The 17,763-nt window shown below is 63.9% G+C and carries 14 protein-coding genes; 8 read left to right on the top strand and 6 right to left on the bottom strand.

What is annotated here, in order from left to right; translation table 11 throughout:
* On the bottom strand, nt 1-765 hold the full coding sequence (locus AB1286_RS03235; RefSeq protein ID WP_430361905.1) for an IclR family transcriptional regulator: 765 nt from the start codon (nt 763-765) through the stop codon (nt 1-3).
* 215 nt (nt 766-980) lie between these two features.
* Between AB1286_RS03235 and sauS the strand changes: the two genes are divergently transcribed.
* From sauS to AB1286_RS03220, 3 genes are all read left to right on the top strand, one after another.
* Nucleotides 981-2,426: an acylating sulfoacetaldehyde dehydrogenase gene (gene sauS / locus AB1286_RS03230; RefSeq protein ID WP_430361904.1), complete on the top strand. Its 1,446-nt coding sequence runs from the start codon at nt 981-983 to the stop codon at nt 2,424-2,426.
* Complete coding sequence (locus tag AB1286_RS03225; RefSeq protein ID WP_430361903.1) at nt 2,423-4,003, top strand: AMP-binding protein; 1,581 nt, start codon at nt 2,423-2,425, stop codon at nt 4,001-4,003. The genes sauS and AB1286_RS03225 overlap by 4 nt, the downstream gene beginning before the upstream one ends.
* 88 nt (nt 4,004-4,091) lie before the next feature.
* Nucleotides 4,092-5,474 carry an MFS transporter gene (locus tag AB1286_RS03220; protein ID WP_430361902.1) on the top strand — a complete coding sequence of 461 codons (1,383 nt, stop codon included), beginning with the start codon at nt 4,092-4,094 and terminating at the stop codon, nt 5,472-5,474.
* 9 nt (nt 5,475-5,483) lie between these two features.
* On the opposite strand, the gene AB1286_RS03215 is transcribed toward AB1286_RS03220, so the two are convergent.
* Complete coding sequence (locus AB1286_RS03215; protein ID WP_430361901.1) at nt 5,484-7,121, bottom strand: GMC family oxidoreductase; 1,638 nt, start codon at nt 7,119-7,121, stop codon at nt 5,484-5,486.
* A gap of 259 nt (nt 7,122-7,380) precedes the next feature.
* Here AB1286_RS03215 and AB1286_RS03210 point away from each other — a divergent pair, with 259 nt between their 5' ends.
* The gene (locus AB1286_RS03210; RefSeq protein WP_430364973.1) at nt 7,381-8,370 is read left to right on the top strand and encodes an AAA family ATPase; all 990 of its coding nucleotides are present in this window, start codon (nt 7,381-7,383) and stop codon (nt 8,368-8,370) included.
* Nucleotides 8,367-10,100, top strand: a complete 1,734-nt coding sequence (locus AB1286_RS03205; protein ID WP_430361900.1) for a cobaltochelatase CobT-related protein — start codon at nt 8,367-8,369, stop codon at nt 10,098-10,100. The genes AB1286_RS03210 and AB1286_RS03205 overlap by 4 nt, the downstream gene beginning before the upstream one ends.
* A gap of 27 nt (nt 10,101-10,127) precedes the next feature.
* Here the strand turns inward: AB1286_RS03205 and pta are convergent, their stop codons facing one another.
* From pta to AB1286_RS03190, 3 genes are all read right to left on the bottom strand, one after another.
* Nucleotides 10,128-11,168 (bottom strand): phosphate acetyltransferase, encoded by a 1,041-nt coding sequence (gene pta / locus AB1286_RS03200; RefSeq protein ID WP_430361899.1) that lies wholly within the window; start codon nt 11,166-11,168, stop codon nt 10,128-10,130.
* Between the two features lie 8 nt (nt 11,169-11,176).
* Nucleotides 11,177-12,994, bottom strand: a complete 1,818-nt coding sequence (gene xsc / locus AB1286_RS03195; RefSeq protein ID WP_430361898.1) for a sulfoacetaldehyde acetyltransferase — start codon at nt 12,992-12,994, stop codon at nt 11,177-11,179.
* Nucleotides 12,995-13,159: 165 nt separating this feature from the next.
* Nucleotides 13,160-13,564 carry a nuclear transport factor 2 family protein gene (locus AB1286_RS03190; RefSeq protein WP_430361897.1) on the bottom strand — a complete coding sequence of 135 codons (405 nt, stop codon included), beginning with the start codon at nt 13,562-13,564 and terminating at the stop codon, nt 13,160-13,162.
* Nucleotides 13,565-13,923: 359 nt separating this feature from the next.
* Here AB1286_RS03190 and AB1286_RS03185 point away from each other — a divergent pair, with 359 nt between their 5' ends.
* The 3 genes from AB1286_RS03185 to AB1286_RS03175 all read left to right on the top strand — a co-directional run bounded on the left by AB1286_RS03185 (nt 13,924) and on the right by AB1286_RS03175 (nt 16,655).
* Nucleotides 13,924-14,781 (top strand): ABC transporter permease, encoded by an 858-nt coding sequence (locus tag AB1286_RS03185; protein WP_430361896.1) that lies wholly within the window; start codon nt 13,924-13,926, stop codon nt 14,779-14,781.
* Nucleotides 14,782-14,806: 25 nt separating this feature from the next.
* On the top strand, nt 14,807-15,826 hold the full coding sequence (locus AB1286_RS03180; protein ID WP_430361895.1) for an ABC transporter substrate-binding protein: 1,020 nt from the start codon (nt 14,807-14,809) through the stop codon (nt 15,824-15,826).
* Nucleotides 15,827-15,917: 91 nt separating this feature from the next.
* On the top strand, nt 15,918-16,655 hold the full coding sequence (locus AB1286_RS03175; protein ID WP_430361894.1) for an ABC transporter ATP-binding protein: 738 nt from the start codon (nt 15,918-15,920) through the stop codon (nt 16,653-16,655).
* A 60-nt stretch (nt 16,656-16,715) separates the two neighbouring features.
* Here AB1286_RS03175 and AB1286_RS03170 read toward each other — a convergent pair whose 3' ends face one another.
* Nucleotides 16,716-17,525, bottom strand: a complete 810-nt coding sequence (locus tag AB1286_RS03170) for an IclR family transcriptional regulator (protein WP_430361893.1) — start codon at nt 17,523-17,525, stop codon at nt 16,716-16,718.
* Between the last annotated feature and the right edge of the window lie 238 nt (nt 17,526-17,763).

The raw sequence follows: 17,763 nt of genomic DNA, 5'->3' as shown, positions 1-17,763 counted from the left end.
TCACGCACGGAAGGTTCTCGCCGTTTCCTCGGCCGCGTGCCGCAGCTCCGGCTCGAATGCCAGCAGATCGTCGAGCGTCACGCGGCCGACCGGCGCTTGCACCGCGATCGCCGCGCAGGCGCGGTTACGGTCGAGCAAGACCGGCACCGCAATCGCGATGAGCCCTTGCAGGTGTTCTTGATCGTTGATCGCGAGGCGGCGCCGGCGCGTCGCGGCGAGTTCTCGGCGCAGCGCGTCGCGATCGGTGATCGTTCGCTCCGAATAAGCGCGCAGCGGCAACGTTTCGATCATCCTTTCGCGCCGGTCCTTCGGCAAAAAACTGATCAATAGCTTGCCGCTCGCCGAGCAATGCAACGGCACATGGGACCCCGGCTGTAGGTGCATGCGCAACGGCCATTCCGTCTCGACTCGATCGACGTAGACCACATCGTTGCCCGAGAGCATCGTCAAGTTGCAGGTCTCGCCCACCTTCGCCACCAACTGCTCGAGCAACACATGGCGCGCCGCCGCGGGCCCCGCATGCATGAGTACGTTGACGGCCAGCATGCGCACGCGCGGCGAGCATTCGTAGCGTTTGTCGCCGGCGCCCCGCGTGACGAGCCAAGCATCGGTCAATTGAACGAGGATGCGATGCACCGTTTGCTTGGGCAGGCCGAGCGCATGGACGAGCTCCGCCATGGAAAGCGGTTGCCCCGCCTGCGCCAGCGTCTCCAGTACGCGAAACGCGCGTACCGCCGCGGCGTTCGATTGATTCGATGTCGACATCCCGTCTCCCGATTCTGACGATCGCGCCACTCGTTACCGCATTGTGTATCGGATCGCGCGGCTTTCGGGACTTAGGGAAGTCCCGAAATTCGATGTTTTCGCTGCGCCGTCGGTCGTTGTCGACGAATGCGCGGGAAACGGGACAGGCAAGGGCGCTTGCGCCGAATAGATTGGCAGTACGCCAATTCATTATTGATTCGATCGGAGCGCCGTTTATGAACGTTAGGGCTACAACAGCCGAAACCGCCGACGTGCAGGCACGAGAGAAGATCGAGCAGCGCATCGCCGAACTCGTTGCCCGCGCCCGCGAGGCTCAAGGCAGGTTCGAGTTTGCCGGTCAGTCGGTGCTCGACACGGCGGCCGCGGCCGCCGCTTGGGCCATCATGGAGCCCACGCGCAATCGCGCGCTCGCCGAGCTGGCGGTGCGAGACACCGGGCTCGGCGACGCCGACGACAAGTTTCGCAAGAACTTTCGCAAGACGCTGGGGCTTTTGCGCGACCTGCACGGGCAACTCACGTGCGGCGTGATTGCGCGCGATCCCGCGAAAGGAATCGTCGAGATTGCGCGGGCGGTCGGCGTCGTTGCCGCGGTCACCCCATCGACGAACCCGGCGGCCACGCCGGCGAACAAAATCGTCAACGCGCTCAAATGCGGCAACGCAGTGATCGTCGCGCCTTCGCCGAAAGGCTATTCGTCGTGCGCGCTGCTGATCGAGTTCATCCACGCGGAGTTCGCGAAAGCCGGGCTCGACCCGGCGCTCGTACAGATCGTCCCGGAGCCGGTCAGCAAGGCCGCTACCGCCGCGCTGATGCAACAGGTGGATCTGGTCGTCGCGACGGGCTCGCAAGCGAACGTCCGCATGGCCTACGCCAGCGGCACCCCGGCGTTCGGGGTGGGCGCGGGAAACGTGGCCTCGATCGTCGAGCGCTCAGCTGACTTGCGCGATGCGGCGCACAACATCGCCCGCTCCAAAACGTTCGACAACGCGACGAGTTGTTCGTCGGAAAACAGCGTCGTCATCGAGGAAGCGGTCTACGACGCCATGCTTGGCGAACTGGAACGCAGCGGCGGCGTGTTGCTCGACGCGACGCAAAAGGCACGCCTGCAAGCGGCGATGTGGCACGACGGCAAGCTTTCCGAGCGCTGCACGGCGAAGTGTGCGAAGCGGATCGCTCAGACGGCGGGACTCGAGGACGTCGCCGCGCGCGAGCCGCGATTTTTGATGGTGGAGGAGGACGGCTTCGGCGCCGAGCATCCGTTCTCGGGGGAAAAGCTCGCCCCTGTGTTGGCGGTGTATCGAGCTCGCGATTTCACCGATGCGGCCTGCATCGTCCGCAATATCTATGGGTACATGGGGGCGGGCCACTCGGTCGGGCTGCATACGGCGAAGCCGGAACTCGCCGTCCGCTTGGGCGAGCGGTTGCCGGTCGCGCGCGTCATCGTCAACCAGGCGCACTGTCTCGCGACGGGCGGCAACTTCGACAACGGACTGCCGTTTTCGCTGTCGATGGGCTGCGGGACGTGGGGGCGAAACAATTTCTCGAGCAATCTGACGTTCCGCCAGTACTTGAACGTGACGCGCGTTGCGTATCCGGTCAAGGAGCAAGTCCCTGACGTCGATGCGCTACTCGGCGCGTATTTCGGGAGGGTCGGTCGATGAGTACGCCTATGACGATGCGTGCACTAATCGACGCGCGTGCCAAGCAGTATCCCGACAAACCGTTCTTGCTGAACGGCTTGGAGGATGGCGACGGCAACGAACCAAGCGGTACCGCTGTCACCTTCGCCATGTTGCGCGAGCGTTGCAGGGCCCTCGAGTCCGAATTTCATCTGGCGGGGCTGAGTCCGGGCGACGTCGTCTCGGTGTTCATGCCGAACGGCATTCAGACTGCGGCGCTCTTGCTCGGCGCCATGTACAGCGGCCTCGTGGTGCATCCGTTGAACTTGCTGTGCCAGCCCTCGCAGCTCCGCTACATCGTCGAGCACTCGGATAGCCGCATGATCTTCGTTTGCGACGAAACGAAGGACGCCTTGGCCGCGGCCTGCGTCGAATCGTGCGGACAGGTCGCGACCGTCCATACCGCGCCCGATGCGCTCGAATTGCCCGCTTTGTCCCCATGCACCGCTCACGAGGGCGGCGACCACGCTTTATCCGACGTATCGGACCCTCGTTGCGGACCTAGCGACATCGCGTTGTTGATGTACACCTCGGGCACGACCGGCGCGCCCAAGGGCGTGCTGTTAAGCCATGGAAACCTGCTTTCGAACGCACGCAACATCAGCGACGAACACCGGCTGGGAACGCAGGATCGGGTTCTGGCGTCGCTGCCGCTCTATCACATCAACGGCTTGGTCGTGACGCTGCTCGCGCCGCTTTTTCACGCAGGGTCGGTCGTGATGACGCCGCGCTTTTCGGCGCGCACGTTCTGGCGCGACGTGGCCCGCCACGCCTGTACTTGGATCAACGTCGTGCCGACCATCGTCGCCTATCTACTCGGAGGCGAGGAACCGAGCGGGTTGGATCTGTCCGCGCTGAAGTTTTGCCGCAGCGCGTCGGCGGCGCTCCCGAGCGATCATCACCGCGCGTTCGAGTCGCGCTTCGGGATCCCGATCATCGAAACCATGGGGATGACCGAAACGGCGGCGCCTGTATTTAGCAATCCTTACGAACCGGCTCGGCGGCGTATCGGCAGTATCGGGTTGCCATCGGGCGCGCAGGCGAAGGTGATCGATCGCAACGGGCGCGAATGCGCGCCCAATGAGCCGGGCGAGATCGTGCTCAGAGGCGAACAAGTCATGCGCGGCTACTACAAGCGCCCCGACGAGACGGCCAAGGCCTTCACGATCGACGGCTGGCTACGCACGGGCGACCTCGGCTATCGCGACGAGGACGGCTACTTCTACATCAACGGCCGTTCGAAGGAACTGATCATCAAAGGCGGCGAAAACATCGCACCGCGCGAAATCGACGAGGCGCTGTTGCGTCACCCCGGCGTACTCGATGCGGCCGCGGTGGGCGTGCCCGACTCGGCCTATGGCCAGGAGATCGTGGCGTTCGTCGTGCCGCGTGCGGCGAGCGGAGCAGGCGGGCCCGGCCCCGAGGAACTGCTCGCCCACTGCTTGCGCGAATTGGGCCGCTACAAGACGCCGAAGGAAATCCGCTTCGTCAGCGAGCTGCCGCGCGGACCGTCGGGCAAGGTGCAGCGCTTGAAATTGGTGGCGCCGGCCCCCGACTGATACGAGCGAGCGCTTTGGGGCGGCCACGCATCGACGCTCGCGCCGCCATGCACGAAACTCAACGATAGAGACGGTAGGAGACACCAGCATGAAAGAGCGTGCGCAGCGCGTCAAAACGCGCCATATCATTTTGGCGGTGATGTGTCTGATGTATTTCATCTCTTACATCGACCGCGTCAACATCGCGGTCGCCGGACCGCTGATCCGCCATGAGATGGGGCTGTCGGCGGTCCAACTCGGTCTCGTGTTTTCCGCGTTCGCTTATCCGTATGCGGCCATGCAGATCGTGGGCGGCTGGCTGTCGGACAAATTCGGTCCGAAGCTCGTGCTGACGGTGCTTTCGTTGATCTGGGGCGCGGCGACGCTCGCCACGGGCTTTGCTGGCAGCGTCGCCATGCTGGTGGCGCTGCGCTTCGCGCTCGGGATCGGCGAGGGCGGGGCGTTTCCCACGGCCACGCGTGCGTTCACCTATTGGATGCCGGTGTGCGAGCGCGGCTTCGCCCAAGGCATCACGCACAGTTTCGCGCGCTTGGGCGGCGCGGTGACGCCGCCGCTCGTCTTGGCGGTCGTCGTGGCGGGCGGTTGGCGCGACGCGTTCATCTTGCTCGGTATCGCCAGCCTCGCGTGGACCGTCCTGTACTTGTTCGTCTTCACGAACTCGCCCGAGCAGAATCGGCGCATTACGTCCGATGAAACGGCCGAAATCGGCTATCGCATGGGCGATTGCGAACGTGCGAAGCGCTGCGTCACGCCCTGGCGCAAGTTGATTCGCCGCATGTGGCTCGTGACCTTCGTCGATTTCTGCTACGGCTGGCTGCTTTGGGTTTACCTGACCTGGCTGCCGTCCTATCTCAAGGAGTCGCGCGGTTTCGATCTCAAGCATCTCGCGCTGTTCACCGCATTGCCGCTGTTAGCCGGTGTCGTGGGCGATACGCTCGGTGGCGTGGTGTCAGACCGGATCTTCAAGGCAACGGGGCGGCTACGGCTGGCGCGTTGTTCCGTGCTCGTCGTGGGCCTGGGCGGCTCGCTCGCATTTTTGCTGCCGATGATTTCGGTGGCCGATCCGTTGACTGCGGTTTGGCTGCTGACCGGGTCCTTCTTCTTCCTCGAAATCACCAATCCGGTCTTGTGGACGCTGCCGCTCGATATCGCCGGCAAGTATGCGGGGACCGCGGGCGGGATGATGAACACCGGCTTCGGCGTGGCGGGGATGCTCTCGCCGGTCGTCTTCGGCTATCTCATCGAGCACACGGGAAGCTATAACATACCGTTCGCCGTTTCCGCAGGGCTGCTTGCGATCGGGGCCGTGGCGGCGCTGTTCATCGATACCGATCGAACCGTGGACGCCGACGAGGAACGCGAGCGCAGCGAGGGGGTGGCCGAGCGCGGCGCCTTCGCGTTCCTCGATGCGGTGCCCGCCGTGCGGATGGAGCGGCACACGCTGCGCCGGCCGCTGCGTTGGCGTCGCTAAGCTTGTCCCTTACGCACCGGCTTCGATATGTTCGGGTTTCGATACGACACGGCCGTCACGATCTTCGAGAATCATATCGGCGGCCTTCTCGGCGATCATGATGACCGGTGCGTTGGTGTTGCCCGAGACGAGTTCGGGCATGATCGACGCATCCGCCACGCGCAGGCGCGCAACGCCATGCACCCGCAACCGGTCGTCCACGACGGCCAGACGATCGTGGCCCATCTTGCAGGTGCCGGCCGGGTGATAGATGGACTGGCTGAATCGCCGGGCGGCATCGAGTAACTCGGCATCGCTTGCGTACTGGATACCGGGCACGTACTCGGAGACGATGTGCGGCGCGAGCGACGGCGCCGCGGCGATGCGGCGGGCGACCTTGATCGCGCCGACGACAACCGGATGGTCGCGTTCGTCCGACAAATAGTTGGCGTGGATGAGTGGGTAGTCGAGCGGATCGGCCGAGCGGATCTCGATCCGGCCGCGGCTGAAAGGGCGAAGTTGGCAAACCGACGAGGTGAAGGCGGAAAACGGATGCGCGCCTTGCCCGGGTTTGTCCGCGCTCAAAGGCTGCATGTGAAATTGGATGTCGGGCCGCGTAGCGGCCGGGCTTGAGCGCGTGAAGATCGCGACTTGGCTGGCGGCGAGCGTCAGCGGCCCCGTGCGCCACAGCGCGTATTGCATGCCGATCCAAGCTTTGCGCAGCGGATGATTGACTTCGTCGTTCAACGTTCGTTCGCGCGTCCGAAACACGAGGCGAACTTGCAGATGGTCTTGCAGATTCGCACCGACGCCCGGCAGATCGCGATGAACGCATACGCCGGCACGGTGCAGCAGGTTCGCCGGGCCGATACCCGATTGTTGGAGAAGCTGGGGCGAGCCGATCGCGCCCGCCGCAAGGATGACCTCGGCACGTGCGCGCGCGATCGTGCGACGGCCGTCGCGCATGAACTCGACGCCGACTGCCGTATTGCCTTCGATCAGCACGCGACAGGCTTGGGCGCGCGTGGCGATATGCAGGTTGGTACGTGCGCGCGCGGGCTTCAAGAAGCCCTTGGCCGTGCTCCAGCGAAAGCCTTTGTGCGCGGTTTGCTGAAAGTAGCCGACGCCTTCTTGGCTCGCGCCGTTGTAATCGGGGTTGAACGGGATGCCGATTTCCTGCGCGGCCGCGATGAAGCGATCGGCGATCGGCCGTCGCAGGCGCAGGTCGGAGACTTTGAGCGGGCCGCCCACGCCGTGATAAGCGTCAGCCCCGCGCTCTTGGTCCTCCGATTTTTTGAAGTACGGCAACACGTCGGCGTAACCCCATCCCCGATTGCCGAGTTCGGCCCATCGATCGTAGTCTTCGCGCTGCCCGCGGACATACAGCAGGCCGTTGAGCGAACTCGATCCGCCCAGGACTTTTCCGCGCGGCCAATCGATGCGGCGGCCATCGACGTTTTCGTCGGGCTCCGTGCGATAGCACCAATCGAGTTCGGGGTCGTGCATCGTCTTGAAGTAGCCGACCGGCACGTGAATCCACGGATTGGTGTCGGCGCCGCCCGCTTCGAGCAGCAACACCGTATTGCGCGGGTCCGCGCTCAAGCGATTGGCCAGCACGCAGCCAGCCGATCCCGCACCGACGATCAAGTAGTCGACTTCCAGTTCCATGACCAGCCCCTCTGGGTTTTCGCCTCAATGTCATGGATGGCGGCGGCGCGCGCAAGCGCGCAAGCGCCGCGCGTCGCCAAACTGAAACGGAAAGTATCGAAACGGGATCAAAAGGCGCCTTGCGCGGCTGTACCAGCCGAAACCGGCTGACTGGCCCTATCGACCGGTGCGGGGGGCCGATAGACTCCCTCTGCGAGAGTAGGCGTTAAGCGGCTTGGCGATCGAGCGATCGCGGGGAGAAAGCGTGACGAAGGATTTTATGCAGGCGGCGCCCGATTGCACGGTGTCGGTACGCGAGCAATTCGGCATCGACACCGATCTCCTGGTGCCGGCGTTCTCCGAGCGTGACGAGCATGTGCCCGATATCGATGCGGCCTATCGCTTCAACGCCGAAGTGACGTTGGCGATTTTGGCCGGCTTCACGCGCAATCGGCGCGTGATGGTTCAAGGCTTGCACGGCACGGGCAAGTCGACGCATATCGAGCAGGTCGCCGCGCGTTTGAGATGGCCTTGCGTGCGCGTCAATCTCGACGGCCATATCAGCCGGCTCGATCTCGTCGGCAAGGATGCGATCGTCGTGCGGGACGAGCGCCAGGTCACGGAGTTTCAGGAGGGGATCGTGCCGTGGGCGCTGCAACGTCCGGTCGCGCTGATTTTCGACGAATACGATGCGGGGCGTCCCGACGTGATGTTCGTCATTCAGCGTGTGCTGGAGCGCGACGGCAGCTTCGTGCTGCTCGACCAAAACAGGGTGATCCGCCCGCATCCGTATTTCCGCTTGTTCGCCACGACGAACACGGTCGGCCTCGGCAATCTGAACGGCCTGTATCACGGAACGCAAATGCTCAATCACGCGCAGATGGACCGTTGGAACGTGGTTGCGACGCTCAACTATCTGGATCCGCTTGAAGAGGCCGGCATCGTGCTCGCGCGCGTGCCCGACATGGCCGACGACGCGGGCCGGGCGCTCGTCGAGGCGATGATCGGCATGGCGGCGTTGACTCGCAAGGGCTTTGCCACGGGCGATCTTTCCACGCTCATGTCGCCGCGAACGGTCATCGATTGGGCGGAGAACAGCCTGATCTTTCGCGATCCCATGCTCGCATTTCGCCTAACCTTCCTGAATAAATGCGACGAATCCGAGCGGCCGATCGTCGCCGAACTGTATCAGCGATGCTTCGGCGCAGAGTTGCAGCCGGATGCGGTGCAACGCGAATCGGACGGCCGTGCACCGTCGCCTCGCGTATGAGCGACGCGACCGATGCCCTAGGCGTCGCGCTGCGCAACGAGGCGCTGTGCGCGGCGGTTGTGCGTGCCTTCTCGGGCGATCGCGCATTGCACTATCGGGATGGCTGTCTTTGCCGACAGTCGCGACCGTTGCCGCTTTACGCGCCGCACGTGCGCGCAAACGCGTTCGAGGAGCGTCTCTCGGCACTGCGCGGCGTCGCCGACGGCGCCGCCATGCGGCTCATGTTTTCCGACGCCGCGTTGCATCGATCGATGTCCCCCGAGGCTCCCGTCGAGCGGGTCCTATTCGAGTTGTTCGAGCAGATCCGGTGCGAGGCACTCGCGCCGCCCGCGATGCGCGGTCTTGCGGACAATCTCCGCCTTCGCTTCGAGGGTTGGCTGGGTGCGTACAGCCGTGCGGGACGCATTGAAGATCAGTTGGGCATCCTCGTTTATACCGTCGTGCAGATCGTGTGGTCGCGTGTGACCGGTTGGCCCGTACTCGAGGAAACGCAAGACGTGATCGAGGCCACGCGCGCGGCCATCGTGCCTGCGATCGGGGCGCAGCTCGTAGCGCTGCGCCGGCATCGCGAGGATCAAGCGGCGTATGCGGCGCATGCCTGCGCACTAGCCGAGTGCGTCGCTTCGATGCTCGAGCGCGAACGTGCGATGTTCGCGACCGATACTGAAGCCGCCGCGCGTGAACCCCTCGACGCCTTGACGTCCTTTTCGTTGTGGGTCGATTTCGATTTCGACTTCGATGAGCGCAACGACTCGGCGCCGGGCGGCGCGGGAGAGCATGAGAGCCGGCTTCGCCCGGCCGACGCGCCGAGCTACCGCGCTTATACGACCCGATTCGACCGAGAGGTGCGCGCGAGCACCCTGGTCAGAGAAGCCTTGCTGCGCGAATACCGCGAACGGCTCGATGAGCGCATTGCCGCCCAGCGCATCAACGTCGTGCGCATTGCGCGTGTGCTGCGCGCGGCGCTTGCGGTTCCTGAGCGCGACGGGTGGTCGTTCGGCGAGGACGATGGACGGATCGACGGCAGACGCCTTGCGCAAATCGTCGCCTCGCCGGCCGAGCGGCGCGTATTCGTGAGGGAGCGGATGCGTCCGCGCGGCGATTGCATCGTCGGTTTCCTGGCCGACTGCTCGGCCTCGATGAAGGCGCACATCGAACCGGTGGCAATGCTCATCGATATCTTGGCGCGTGCTTGCGAGCAAGCCGGCGTCGCGACGGAAGTGCTCGGTTATACGACCGGCGCATGGAACGGCGGTCGCGCGCGGCTCGAATGGCTCGCACGCGGACGCCCGCCGCAACCCGGGCGGCTCAACGAGCTTTGCCATATGGTGTTCAAGGGCGCCGAGGACAGTTGGCGGCGCGCACGCGCGTCGATCGCGGCACTCTTCAAACCGGATCTGTTCCGCGAAGGGGTGGACGGGGAAGCGGTGCAATGGGCATGTGCGAGGCTTGCCGCGCACGCCGGCGCTCGCCGTATCTTGGTCGTGATTTCGGACGGCAGCCCGATGGATGCGGCAACCGTGCAGGCGAGCGGTGCGCGTTACCTCGACGCGCATCTGAAAGACGTGCTGGAGCGGCAAGCGCTAGCGGGCGATGTGGAAGTCATCGGGCTCGGATTGGGGCGAAACCCGATGCACTTTTATCGCGATTGCGCGACGCTCGATCCCGCCGCGCCGCTCGATATGGGCCGCGTGGTGGCGCTGGCGCAATGGATCGCGGCGCGCCGTTAGCGCGCCGCGTTAGTCACGGTGAGTACTTCAAGCCGCGTGCGGCTCCGTGGAACGATGGCTCCGACGTTCGTGCGCCGCTTGGGCTTGCACGGCGGTCACGGCAATCACGTGGAAGACGTCCTCCGCGCTACAGCCGCGCGAAAGGTCGTTGGCGGGGTGATTCAGCCCCTGTAGCAACGGTCCGATCGCCTTCGCGCCACCGATTCGCTCCGCGAGCTTGTAGCCGATGTTGCCGGCGTCCAGATTCGGGAAGACGAGTACATTCGCGTGTCCTCCCACTTGCGAGTGCTCGATCTTTCGCTCCGCGATCTCGGCGACAATTGCCGCATCGAGTTGAACGTCGCCGTCGATGGCAAGGCCGGGGCGCAGCGCTTTGACGCGCTGCGTTGCTTCGATCACCTTGTCGACGTGCGCATGATGTGCACTGCCGCTCGTCGAGAACGAGAGCATCGCCACCCGCGGCTCTTCCATCAAGAGACTGCGCGCGCTGTCGGCGGCGGCCATCGCGATCTCGGCAAGCTGCTGCGCGTCAGGATCGACGACGAGCGCGCAATCGGAGAACACGAGCCCGCCTTTGTAGCGATGGAACGGCTCGCACAGCATCATCAGAAAGAAGCTCGATACGAGCTTGAACGAGGGCTCGATACCGATCAACTGGATCGCGGTGCGCACGACGTCCGCCGTCGTATGGACGGCCCCCGCCACGGACCCGTCCGCATAGCCGCACCGCACCATCAACGCCGCGAAAACCAGCGGACTCAGCACCTCGCTTTCCGCCCGCTCGCGCGTCATGCCTTTGCTGCCGCGCAGCGCTACGAGCTCGTCGACGAACGGCGCTCGCCATTCCGATGCCTCGGGATCGACGAGCGCGATGTCCTCCAAGTCGAGGCCCTCGTGCGCGGCCGCTGCGCGGATCGCGTCCGGATTACCGGCCAAGACGATCCGTGCGATCCCCTCGCGGCTCGCCCGAACGGCGGCGGCGAGCACACGCGAATCTTCGGCCTCGCTGAGCACGATGCGCATCGGCGACATGCGCGCGGCCTCGATGATGCGGTTCAGGGGTTTCACGGCAATCCTCAGACGTAATCCTGGTACTTGTCGAGCAGGCGTACGGGCTTGGACAACGCATCGCGGCGGAACGGATCGCCGAGTTCGCGCGTACACATGATTTCGATGATCGTCGTTTTACCTTCGTTCATCTGCATATCGATCGCACGCTTGAGCGCGGGCCCGACGTCTTCCAATTGATCGACGACGATGCCTTCCGCCCCCATCGCCCGAGCGATGGCCGCAAAGCTTTGGTTATCGAGCTCGCCGGCAACGAAACGGCGGTTATAGAAGTCGACTTGATTCTTCTTTTCCGCGCCCCATTGCCGGTTGTGGAACACGACGGCCGTCACGGGAATCCCGTGACGCACGCACGTCATCGTTTCCATGAGGCTCATGCCCCACGCGCCGTCGCCCGCATAGGAGACGGCCGGACGATGCGGCGCCGCCACTTTCGCGCCGATGATGGTGGGGAACGCGTAGCCGCAGTTGCCCCAGCTCATCGCCGCGAAGAAACTGCGCGGCTTCTCGAAGCGCAGATAGCTGTTGGCAACCGAGTTGATGTTGCCGATGTCGGTCGAGACCATGACGTCCGGCGGCATCGCCTTCTCGAGCTCGCGCAGCACCTGGCGCGGATGCAGATAGCGGCCGCCGTTGAACGTGCGCTCGTGCTTTTGCTCTTCGATCATGTCGAGGCTGTAGCCGTCGAGTTCGTGCGTCCAACCGTCGAGCTCCTTCTCCCAAGCGGCTTTTTCCCCGGCGATCTGGTCCACTCGCTCGCCGCGCGTGGCATCGCTCGCGAGCACGCGATCGGCCAGACGCTGCGTGAGCGCGCCGGCGGCCGCCTTCGCGTCGCCGCAGATGCCGACGGAGATCTTCTTGACCAACCCGAGCATCTTGTGATCGGCATCGATCTGGATGATCTTCGCGTCTTTCGGCCAGTAGTCGAGCCCATGCTGGGGCAGGGTGCCGAACGGCCCCAAACGCGAGCCGAGCGCGATCACGACGTCGGCGCGCGAGAGCAATTTCATCGCCGCTTTCGAGCCCTGATAGCCGAGCGGCCCGCACCAGAGCGGGTGACTGGCGGGGAACGAGTCGTTGTGCAAGTAACTGTTGACGACGGGGGCGCCCAAGCGCTCGGCCAATGCCTTGCATTCATCGACGGCATCGGCCATGACCACGCCGCCGCCCGCGATGATGACGGGAAACTTCGCCTGGGCGATCAACTCGGCGGCTTCGTTCAGGCTTTGTTCGCCGCCCGGGCCGCGGTCGAGTTTGCGCGGTTGCGGAATCTCGACTTTGATCTTGCCGTAGAAGTAGTCGCGCGGAATGTTCAACTGCGTGGGGCCCATCTCGGCCTGCGCGCGATCGAAACAGCGCGCCGTGAATTCGGCCATGCGCGCGGGGTGCGTGACATGGCCTTGATATTTCGTGAACTCCTGAAACATCGGCAATTGATTCGCTTCTTGGAAGCCGCCCAGGCCGATGCCCATGGTCCCTGCTTCGGGCGTGACGATCACGACTGGGCTATGGGCCCAATACGCGGCCGCGATCGCTGTGACACAGTTGCTGATGCCCGGTCCGTTTTGGCCGATCACGACGCCGTGGCGGCCCGATACGCGCGCATAGCCGTCGGCCATGTGCCCGGCGCCTTGTTCATGCACGACCGGGATCAAGCGGATGCCCGCGGGCGCGAAGATGTCCATGGCGTCCATGAACGCCGAGCCCATGATGCCGAACATGTCGGTCACGCCATTGGCCGCGAGCGTTTCGACGAAAGCTTCGGACGGCGTCATGTCTTGCGGGCCGTTGGCCGTTGCTCGCTGGGGGGTGGATTGCTCGCTCATAGGGTGTCTCCGATGGTCATTTGACGGAACTAGGTCGTTCCAGATACTAGGCAGTGCCGGACTCGGGTCAAGTCATTCCCTGAAGACCCGGGCGAATTCGGAATGAAATGAAATGATTCGTTTCAAAACGCTCGGTTTGAACGGGGCGATATGAAGCTAGGCCCCTCAAACTGGCTGCTTCGGGCGCTCCTTGCGGAACGCGCGCTTGCGCGCGATGAGCCCGTCGCGAAACTCGAACAAGTCGCAGCCTTCGGCTTCGATCCGCCATCCTTGCGTGTGCGTGCCCGTGAAGACCCATTCGGACACGCCGCGCTCGCCGACGACGTAGTGACGCCCCTGGCCCCAGTGCGCGTCGGGGAAACTCGCGAAAACGGCAGCGAATGCGGCGCGTACCGCATCGCGGCCCACAAAGCGTGCGCCGTGCACCTCGGGTCCCGCGGCAGCGTCGAATACGCAATCCTCGGTCATGAAGCCCATCAACGCGTTCGCGTCATGGCGGTTAAAGGCGTCGGAAAACGCCGCGAGCGTCTTGGCCGTGACGTTGGATGGGGCGAGGGATGCGTCGGTCATACATGTCTCCTGTCGAATGCGCGATGCGGGCGGTGGCCGGGGTACGCGAGATACCCGGGCGACCGATAAGGAGACGTTAACGGGTGCGGGTATACGAAGGTAGCGCCAGTGCGTGCATTTTCGTGGGGCCAGCGGGCGGAGAACCGCGCGGGCGAGGGCCAGGGGCGGGCCTTAGCGCTGGACCCATCGGAACCTTTGACGTGGCACTACCGGCTACCTTATTGATTGACAATCCTTCACTAAACGAACACGCAGGCAAGCGAGCGGAGGGTTCCGGATAGAGCGGGATGCTCGGGCGCGCTGACTATACTTTTAGTGGGTTGTCTTGAGCATCGCATCGAGAACTTCAGGAGACGTCAGTGAGAGTAAGAGCCCTTCCCGAACACGGTAAAACGATGGAGCGCCGAGAAGCGTCCAGCGAGCCGAAACCCAAATTGCGCCGCGCGCGGGCCGGCATGAGTTCGTATTGGTTGACGGCGGCCGTCATTGCGATCTGCGTCGTGATCTGGCAGGCGGTGTCGATGGCCGGCTTCTTTCCGCCGTTCGCGCTGCCTTCGCCTGTGGAGGTCTGGCAAGCGTTCGTCCAGATCGTGCGCAACGGCTACGGCGGACAATCGTTGCTCGACGACATCCTGATCAGTTGCTTTCGCATCGTCATCGGGTTCGTCGGGGCCGTCTTGATTGGCGTGCCCATCGGCCTGCTCATGTCGCGCAACAAAATCGTCTTCGACATCATCGATCCGCTATTGCAGTTCGTTCGGCCGGTGCCGCCGCTCGCCTATATTCCGCTGCTCGTGGTCTGGTTCGGCATCGGCGAGTTGCCCAAGGCCATCCTGATTCTCGTCGGCACGATCCCGGTCATCATCATCGGCACGATGTCGGGCGTGAAGAGCACGCCGCCGCTGCGCATTGCCGTGGCGCGCACCTTGGGTGCCACCAACGCGCAAATCTTTCGCAGGATCGTGCTGCCGTCCGCGATGCCGGAGATCTTCACGGCGATGCGCGTGGGGATCGGTGTCGCCTGGACCTGCCTGGTCGCGGCGGAACTGATCGCCGCCAGCAGCGGACTCGGCTGGCTCGTGCAATTCGCGGGACAAGCATTGCAAGTGGCCGTGGTGATTCTGGGCATCGTGATCATCGGGGTGATCGGCTATGCCATGGAGTTGGTGATACGCAAGCTCGAGAATTGGATCGTGCCTTGGCGCGGCCACGAGTGATTCGAACCCTCTGAGGAGACGAAGCATGAAAACGAAATATGCGATCCGAACCGCCGTCGCGGTCATGATGCTCGGCTGTGCATTGAGCGCCGGCTCTATCCACGCGCAAAGCAAACCGCAGGTCATCATCGGCTACGAAGACAACGGCGCCGATCCGTACATGGTGTCGATGGCCGAGCACCTGTTCGAGCATCATATGAATGCCGACGTCCAGTACAAGCTGTTCAGCTCGGGGCCCGCGGCGATGAGCGCGCTCGCGTCGAATAGCTTGTCGTTCATGTGCGGGCTCGGGGTGCCGCCGCTCGTCACCGCGATCGCGCAGGGCTTGCCGATGACGATCGTCTATAACCAGGAACGGTATACGAACGCGGCCGGGATCGTCGTCAAGCCGGAAAGCGGGATACACGACGTGGCCGGTCTGCAAGGCAAGAAGATCGCGATCGTGGCCGGCTCGCAGGCCTCGTTTGAATTGGCGACGTTTCTCGCCGAGGCGCATGTGCCGTATTCGGCGGTCACGCAAATCAATATGGCGCCGCCGCAAATGCGTACTTCGTGGGTGACGGGGGCGATCGATGCGGCGATCGTCTGGGACCCCGTATTCAGTGCGTTGCGCACGGCGGGAGGCAAGGCGATCAAGACCGATGGGGATTTGCCGCGCGGTGCGTCGAGCTATAACGTTTGCATCGCCAATGCCGATTGGGCGAAAGCGCACCCCGATCTCGTACGCGGCTTCGTGGCGGCGCTCGATGCGGGCTATCAGGTCACGCAAAAGGATCGCGAAAAAGCGATCGCCGAGATGGCGCGTCAAACCGGCGTCACGGTGCCCGTTGCGCAAAGCGAGCTGGCCGGCTACGAGCTCTTTTCCGGTGCCGACCAAACGACGCCGAAGGTCATGGGATCGGGCGCGGGGGTGAAGACGTCGGCGACCTATGAAACGCTCGCTAACACGGCCAAGGTATTGCAGTCGATCGGGCGCATTCAAAGCCAGCCCGCAAGCTTCGAAAACAATGTCGCACCGCAGTATTCGCAGTCGCTCGCCCATTGAACCTCGCATTGAACCGCTTCTCGAGCGGCCGGGCGGCGCAGCCGCTCGGCAAGATCGATGCGCAGACTTACCCGGTTAGCAGGAGAGGCCCTTGAATATCGTCATCGATTCCCTGTACAAGACGTTCGGCGCCGTGTCGGCGCTCGAAAACATCAATCTACAGTTCCAAGGCGGCGAGTTCGTCACCGTGCTGGGGGCTTCAGGCTGCGGCAAGACGACATTGCTGCATCTGCTGGCCGGTTTGACGCTGCCCTCGAGCGGCAACATCTTTATCGACGGCGAGGTGAAGGCGCAGCCCGGCGAGGATCGCGTGGTCGTCTTTCAGCAGGCGGGGTTGTTTCCATGGCTCAGCGTGCAGGAGAACATCGAGTTCGGCTTGTCGCTGCATTCGGTGCCGAAGGACGAACGACACCGGGCGTCCAACGAGATCCTACGCACGATCGGACTTGAAAACTTCGCGCAGCACAGGCCCTATCAACTCTCGGGCGGCATGCAGCAGCGCGTGGCGATCGCGCGCGCGCTCGTCATGAAGCCGAAGGTGTTGCTGATGGATGAGCCGTTCGGCGCACTCGACGCCCAAACGCGCAGCGCGATGCAAACGTTCCTGACCGCGCTGTGGGATCAGTTGCGGTGCACGATCGTGTTCATCACGCACGATATCGACGAAGCGATTTTTCTCGGCACGCGCCTCGTGGTGCTTTCGTCCCGGCCGGGGCGCGTTGCTTTGGATGTACCCATCGAACTCGAGCGGCCGCGCACGCCGCAAGTCGCTTTCGAGCCGCATTTTCTCGAGTTGAAGAAGCAGGCGATGGGCATCCTCGCGCATTGAGGCAGAGGTGGCCTCGAGGGGCGGGGCGGGCTGCGCTTGCGCTTTTGCGACTGCCCTCGGCTAACCTTCGCTTACCGACAGCAGCGGGGCGAGCCGCGCCGCCGCTTCGCGCATGCGCGGCACGGCCTCGAGCAAATCGTCCAGCGTCGCGCGCGCGGTCGGCGCGTGCACGGCGAGCGAGGCGAGCACGTGTCCGTCGTCGGCGGCTCGAACCGGCACCGCCACGGCGACCATTCCACGCACGAATTCTTCGTTGTCGATGCCGACCCCGCGCGGGCCCAGGCGCTCAAGTTCGGCAATGAGTTGCCGCGGATCGATCAACGTGCGATAGGTCATCTTCTTAAGCGTCAGCCGTTCGAGCATCGCATTGCGTTCCAGCGTCGTCATCTGCGAAAGGAATAGCTTGCCGCTCGCGGTGCAATGCAACGGCACCCGCATGCCGGGACGCATTTCGAGCCGCAATGGCTCGGCCGTTTCGACGCGCTCCACGTACAGCACCGCATCGTTGTCGAGCGCGGTCAGGTTGCACGTCTCGCCTAGGATTTCGACGAGCGCGCGCAGAACCGACCTGCACGCGCGCGTGAACGTATTGTTTGCCAGCGTGCAGAGCGCGAATTGCGCGGCGCGGGGCCCGAGCGTGATGGCCCGATCGCGTCCGCGCGAATCGGGAACGTGCATGACGTAACCGCGCGATTCGAGCGATTCGATCATCCGCAATAAGGTGGCTTTGGGGATGCGCAGGCGCACGGCCAACTGCGACAGCGTGTACGGTTGCCCGGCCGATGCCAACGCCTCGAGGATCGCAAGCGCACGCAACACGCGCGCATCCTCGGCCGGCGCGGATAGGGGTTCGGTGACGGGGGCGGACATGGGTCTCCTGCGATGCGACGAGCATCGGCGCGCGACCGGCGGCGCCAATGAACCAATTTGTTTCAAATCACAGCGTGAGCCAAGAAGCCGGCGGCGGATATGCTGGTTTTTGCTGATGACTGCCGAAGGCACGTTTTGCGCCTATTGCGCCGCGTTTCGATTAAACGCGTCCTGGTCCAAGTGAATACCCCTCACTGGTTCTACCTCGCTGAAATCTGCCTACCTACACTTTCCTCGA

It is taken from the genome of Trinickia sp. NRRL B-1857 (assembly GCF_050470685.1).
Classification (GTDB): Bacteria; Pseudomonadota; Gammaproteobacteria; order Burkholderiales; family Burkholderiaceae; genus Trinickia.
The sequence above is the reverse complement of the archived record's forward strand: the minus strand, read 5'-3'. Positions and strand labels throughout refer to the sequence as shown.